Origin of the sequence: Hafnia alvei (genome assembly GCF_900095695.1) — a bacterium.
GTDB classification, from domain to species: domain Bacteria; phylum Pseudomonadota; class Gammaproteobacteria; order Enterobacterales; family Enterobacteriaceae; genus Hafnia; species Hafnia alvei_B.
The window spans coordinates 1-2,592 of the sequence record NZ_FMIQ01000018.1 but is presented as its reverse complement, the minus strand read 5'-3'; the positions used below and the strand labels follow the sequence as shown (position 1 = coordinate 2,592).

Below are 2,592 nucleotides of genomic sequence, written 5' to 3'. Positions count from 1 at the left end.
GAAGCCAAATCCTAAACCGATCCCAAGAATTATTCGCCTCGACAGCATGTCGCTGTTCGACTCCGGCAAGTTTGTGCTGAAAGCGGGCTCCACCAAAATGCTGGTGAATTCACTGGTCGGCATCAAAGCGAAACCAGGCTGGCTGATTGTCGTCAGTGGGCACACCGACAACACCGGTAATTCGGTATTAAACCAGACGCTGTCCCTCAAGCGGGCCGAAGCGGTACGTGACTGGATGCGGGATACCGGCGACGTGCCGGAAAGCTGTTTTGCAGTACAGGGCTATGGCGAAAGCCGCCCTATCGCAACCAATGACACGCCGGAAGGCCGTGCGCAGAACCGCCGTGTCGAAATCAGTCTGGTACCACAGGCGGATGCCTGCCAGATACCGGGCAAAACCTCAGCATCATCGCAGGATGATGACGCTTTACAACACAACGGAGAGTAATTCCATGGCAATTCCTGTTTATCTTTGGCTGAAAGACGACGGCGGCGCAGACATCAAAGGGTCTGTGGACGTTCAGGATCGTGACGGCAGCATCGAAGTGGTGGCTCAGGAACATAACCTGTACATCCCGACCGATAACAATACTGGCAAACTGACGGGTACCCGTATCCACACCCCGTTCCTGTTCACCAAGGAAATCGATTCGTCCAGCCCGTACCTGTACAAGGCTGTAACCACCGGTCAGACCCTTAAGTCTGCAGAATTCAAGTGGTACAAAATCAATGATGCAGGTCAGGAAGTCGAGTACTTCAACACCAAACTTGAAAATGTGAAGGTGGTGAAAGTGAATCCTGAAATGTACGACATCAAGGATCCTTCCAAAGAGAAGCATAACCACCTAGAGCGCGTTGAACTGCGTTACGAAAAAATCACCTGGACTTACAAAGACGGCAACATCATTCATTCTGATTCTTGGAACGAACGCGCCACCGCGTAAGTCACGAGCGGACAGAGCTTCTCTGTCCGTTTTTTTTGTTTTTGCCGAGCGTCTGCTTGCGCGGGCGTTGAGCAAAAACATCACATTTCGGAAACAGACCTTATGGGCCTCGGTAACGGCCAGGGGCGGTAGCGTGCCTGAATGGTCCTCAACAGTGAGCAAGCAAACATGGAAAACCCGGCAATCCTTCTTCGACGTCTCAACCCTTACTGCGCCCGCGCTATGGAAGGGGCTGCGTCTCTGTGTCAGACCCGCGCCCATGCAGAAATTCTGCCGGAGCACTGGCTGTTGAAACTGCTGGAGCAGGGAGAGGGTGACCTTACCGTGCTGGCCCGTCGCTACGAGTGGGATATGGACACCATCTGGCAGGATTTGCTGGGCTGGCTGGACAGGCAGCCGCGCTCAGTACGCCATCGTCCGCAGCTGTCGGACAGTCTCCAGACCCTACTTCAGGAAGCGTGGCTGATTGCCTCACTGAATAGCGAAGAGCATATCCGCAGTGTGCATCTGCTAATGGCTCTGGTGGATAAGCCAAAACTGGCGCGTTGCGACGGCCTGTGGCCATTACTGACGCTCGGCCAAAGCCAGCTTGAACGCTTGCGTCCACTGCTGGATTCACAGTCTGACGAGCGTCCGGAGGTGCAGCAGGAAGCTGAACTGGCGCAAAGCCACGGTGGCGAAGTTGATTTTGTCGGCTATCCAGTGAATGCAGACGTTAAAGAGGGTGAACTGAATCCGGCGCTGCAGAACGCCCTAGACAAGTTCACGCTCGACGTTACCGAGAAAGCGAGGGAAGGCAACATCGATCCGGTGTTTGGCCGTGATACGGAAATCCGCCAGATGGTGGATATTCTCTCCCGTCGTCGTAAAAACAACCCGATCTTAGTCGGTGAGCCGGGTGTTGGTAAGACCGCCCTAGTGGAAGGGCTGGCGCTTCGTATTGCTGAAGGTAATGTACCGGAGTCCCTCAAACCTGTGATTCTGCGTACCCTTGACCTTGGCCTGTTACAGGCGGGGGCGGGCGTGAAAGGTGAGTTTGAACAGCGTCTAAAGAACGTGATTGATGCTGTTCAACAGTCACCTGTGCCGATTTTACTGTTTATCGATGAAGCCCACACCATCATTGGTGCGGGTAATCAGGCCGGCGGTGCTGATGCGGCCAACCTGTTGAAACCCGCACTCGCTCGAGGTGAACTGCGTACTATCGCTGCTACCACCTGGAGCGAATACAAACAATACTTTGAACGTGACGCTGCGCTTGAGCGCCGCTTCCAGATGGTGAAAGTCGATGAGCCTGACGACGAGACGGCCTGCCTGATGCTCAGGGGCCTAAAATCCCGTTACGCCGAGCACCACAATGTTCACATCACCGATGATGCCGTACGCGCTGCAGTCACGCTGTCGCGCCGTTATCTGACGGGCCGCCAGTTGCCGGATAAGGCCGTTGACCTGCTGGACACCGCAAGTGCCCGCGTACGTATGAGCCTCGATACGGTGCCTGAACAAATTGTACGCCTGAAAGCACAGCTGACCGCACTGGCACTGGAAGAGCAGGCGCTGCTGGAAGATATCGCCGCCGGCAGTAACCATCATGGTGACCGACTCAGTGTCATTGAGCAGCTGCGGGCTGATCTCGATGCGCGTATTG

General features: G+C 55.0%; 3 protein-coding genes. All 3 read left to right on the top strand.

Annotation, left to right across the window (positions count from 1 at the left end; genetic code table 11):
* A partial coding sequence (locus tag BN1044_RS05805; RefSeq protein WP_139130898.1) for an OmpA family protein occupies positions 1-448 on the top strand: 448 nt, incomplete at its 5' end.
* Between the two features lie 4 nt (positions 449-452).
* Entirely contained in the window at positions 453-944 is a 492-nt protein-coding gene (gene hcp, locus BN1044_RS05800; protein WP_039339792.1) for a type VI secretion system effector Hcp, read from the top strand.
* Between the two features lie 168 nt (positions 945-1,112).
* A partial coding sequence (locus BN1044_RS05795) for a Clp protease N-terminal domain-containing protein (protein WP_139130897.1) occupies positions 1,113-2,592 on the top strand: 1,480 nt, incomplete at its 3' end.

What these genes read in the sequence shown, in the direction of transcription:
- hcp (WP_039339792.1), top strand. Translation starts at nt 453, where the DNA reads ATGGCAATTCCTGTTTATCTTTGGCTGAAAGACGACGGCGGCGCAGAC.